Origin of the sequence: Arthrobacter sp. CAL618, from assembly GCF_000468215.1 — a bacterium.
GTDB lineage: Bacteria > Actinomycetota > Actinomycetes > Actinomycetales > Micrococcaceae > Arthrobacter_D.
Genome location: NZ_ASZW01000254.1, coordinates 2,132 through 4,558, shown reverse-complemented (window position 1 = coordinate 4,558; position 2,427 = coordinate 2,132). Strand labels below are relative to the sequence as shown.

Genomic DNA, 2,427 nt, shown 5'->3' with positions numbered 1-2,427 from the left:
GAGCCGCGACCCATCCACCAGCCCGGACGGCAGCGGAAGCGAGCATACTGTGCCCGACGAGCGGTATTCCAGCAGCCCGGACCCGGTGAGATACCCACGGGCGATGCACTCCACCGGGAACATCTCCAGCTTCCGGCAGATCATCGCCCGACCAGCAACCTCGGCCGGCACATCGGTCGACAGCACATGGTTGGGTACCTCGGCCAGCTGTTCAAACCACCACAGACTCAGCTGGGTCAGGACCCGGCCCTTGTCGGGGATCTCGGAGGACAGTACGAAGTCGTAGGCACTGATCCGGTCGCTCGCGACCACCAGCACCCGGTCATCGGGTCCGGTCAGGGGCGAGTACAGGTCACGCACTTTTCCCGAATAGATGTGCGCCCACCCGGGTACGTCAATGAACGACGGCGCGAACGTCACGCTCAGGCCCCCGCGGGCGTGGCCGCCGACGCGGCAGTGACAGGCGACAACGGGGAGGCCACAGCGGGCGCCACCACCTCACCCTGCGCGGCCTTCAACGCAATGTCCCGCCGGAACTGACCGCCCTTGAGGCTCAGCTCGGCGATCCCACGGTAGGCCCTGTCGCGGGCGGCCGTCAGGTCATCTCCGAGCCCGACTACGGCGAGTACCCGGCCACCGGCCGATACCACCTTGCCGTGCTTGAGGGCGGTTCCGGCGTGCAGCACCTGGACGCCGTCGATCCCCTCGGCCCGCTTCAGGCCGCGGACGCGATCGCCCGTGCGGGGAGCGTCGGGGTAGTGCTCCGACGCGAGGACCACGGCCACTGCCGACTGGGGAGACCAGTTGAGGCTTTCAACCTGGTCCAGCCCACCCTTGGCTGCTGCCATGAGCACTCCGCCTAGCGGAGTCTTCAGCCGGGCAAGGACGGCCTGCGTCTCGGGATCACCGAAGCGGGCGTTGAATTCGATGACACGAAGGCCGCGGGTGGTGAGGGCCAACCCAACATAGAGGACTCCAACGAACGGTGTCCCGCGGTGGGCCATCTCGTCGATGGTGGGCTGGGCCACCCGGTCGATGACCTCGTCAACCAGTCCCGCTGGCGCCCAGTCGAGGGGCGAATAGGCTCCCATGCCGCCGGTGTTCGGCCCCTGATCGCCGTCGTAAATGCGTTTGAAATCCTGGGCAGGGGCGAGCGGAAGCACGTTGCGGCCGTCGGAGAGCACAAAGAGGGACACCTCGGGGCCGTCAAGGAACTCCTCGATGACCACCGTGCCGCCAGCGTCGAAGCAGGCCTGCGCGTGGTCCAGCGCCTCGGCCCGGTCAGTGGTGACGACGACGCCCTTGCCGGCGGCCAGACCGTCATCCTTGACCACGTAGGGTGCGCCGAAGATGTCCAGCGCCTCGGCTGCCTGCTCGGCGTTAGAAGCAACCCGGGCCATGCCGGTGGGGACGTTGGCTGCGGCCATGATCTGTTTGGCGAAGGCTTTGGACGCCTCAAGCTGGGCGGCCTCCCGGGACGGACCGAAGACGGGGATTCCCGCGTCCTGCAGTGCGTCAGCTACTCCAGCAGCGAGCGGCGCCTCCGGGCCGATCACCACGAGGTCCGAGTCCAGGGACTGGGCCAGGGCTGTCACAGCGGCCGGGTCAGCGGCGTCGACTTCGTGGGTGGGGACGATGCTGCCCATCCCCGCGTTGCCGGGGGCTGCATGCACCTCGTGGACGAACGGGTCGGATAGCAGTGCTCGGACAAGGGCGTGTTCGCGGCCGCCGGGGCCAATCACTAGAACCTTCACAGTAGTTCAGCGTACTGTCTCGGCTGGATCCTCGCGAAGCTGTGACGGGGTAATCGGCCCTGTGACAACCCATACGCACGGCGCACCACTCCGAATAAGGTGCATGAACGCTTTACGACGCCCCGGGCGCAAGGAATCCATGCTGGCAGCACTAGCTGGGATAGTCAGTGCCGGCCTGGTGCTGGGCGTGGCAGAACTGCTTGGCTCCTTCCTGACCGCCCGTGCCGCGCCCCTGATCGCCCTCGGCTCCACCTTCATCGACTTCACCCCGCCGTGGTTGAAGGACTTCGCGATCGCCACGTTCGGCACCAACGACAAGGTGGCACTTTTCGTTGGCATGGGCGTCACCATCGTCCTCCTCGCCGCCATCCTCGGTGTGGTCGCCTACCGGAAGTGGGTGCTCGGTGTAGCCGGCGTGGTCCTGATGGGCGCCGTCATTGTTGCGGCGGTGATTTCCCGGGCCGGCGCCACCCTGCTGGACGCTGTCCCCACGGTGATCGGGACCGCCGTCGGCCTCCTGGCCCTGCGCTACCTGATCCGTGCGCTGCATAAAACCCGCGACGACGCCGACGCCACCCAGGAAGCGACCAGCACCAACACCCCAGCCACCGGCACCAGCCGCCGCACCTTTTTTGCCGCCGCCGGCATCACCGCAGTCATCGCGGGTGCCGCG

At 67.4% G+C, this 2,427-nt stretch carries 1 protein-coding gene and 2 pseudogenes (2 of these 3 only partly in view); 1 reads left to right on the top strand and 2 read right to left on the bottom strand.

Annotated elements, in window-relative coordinates:
* Together K728_RS19655 and purD are read right to left on the bottom strand one after the other, a co-directional pair.
* Nucleotides 1–426, bottom strand: a pseudogene (locus tag K728_RS19655) (phosphoribosylaminoimidazolesuccinocarboxamide synthase); it reaches 470 nt to the left of the window's first position.
* Nucleotides 423–1,754 (bottom strand): phosphoribosylamine--glycine ligase, encoded by a 1,332-nt coding sequence (gene purD / locus K728_RS0115250; RefSeq protein WP_024477209.1) that lies wholly within the window; start codon nucleotides 1,752–1,754, stop codon nucleotides 423–425. Before purD ends, K728_RS19655 begins: the two are co-directional and overlap by 4 nt.
* Before the next feature lie 103 nt (nucleotides 1,755–1,857).
* Here purD and K728_RS19650 point away from each other — a divergent pair.
* Nucleotides 1,858–2,427 (top strand): annotated as a pseudogene (locus K728_RS19650) (molybdopterin-dependent oxidoreductase); it runs 1,004 nt beyond the window's last position.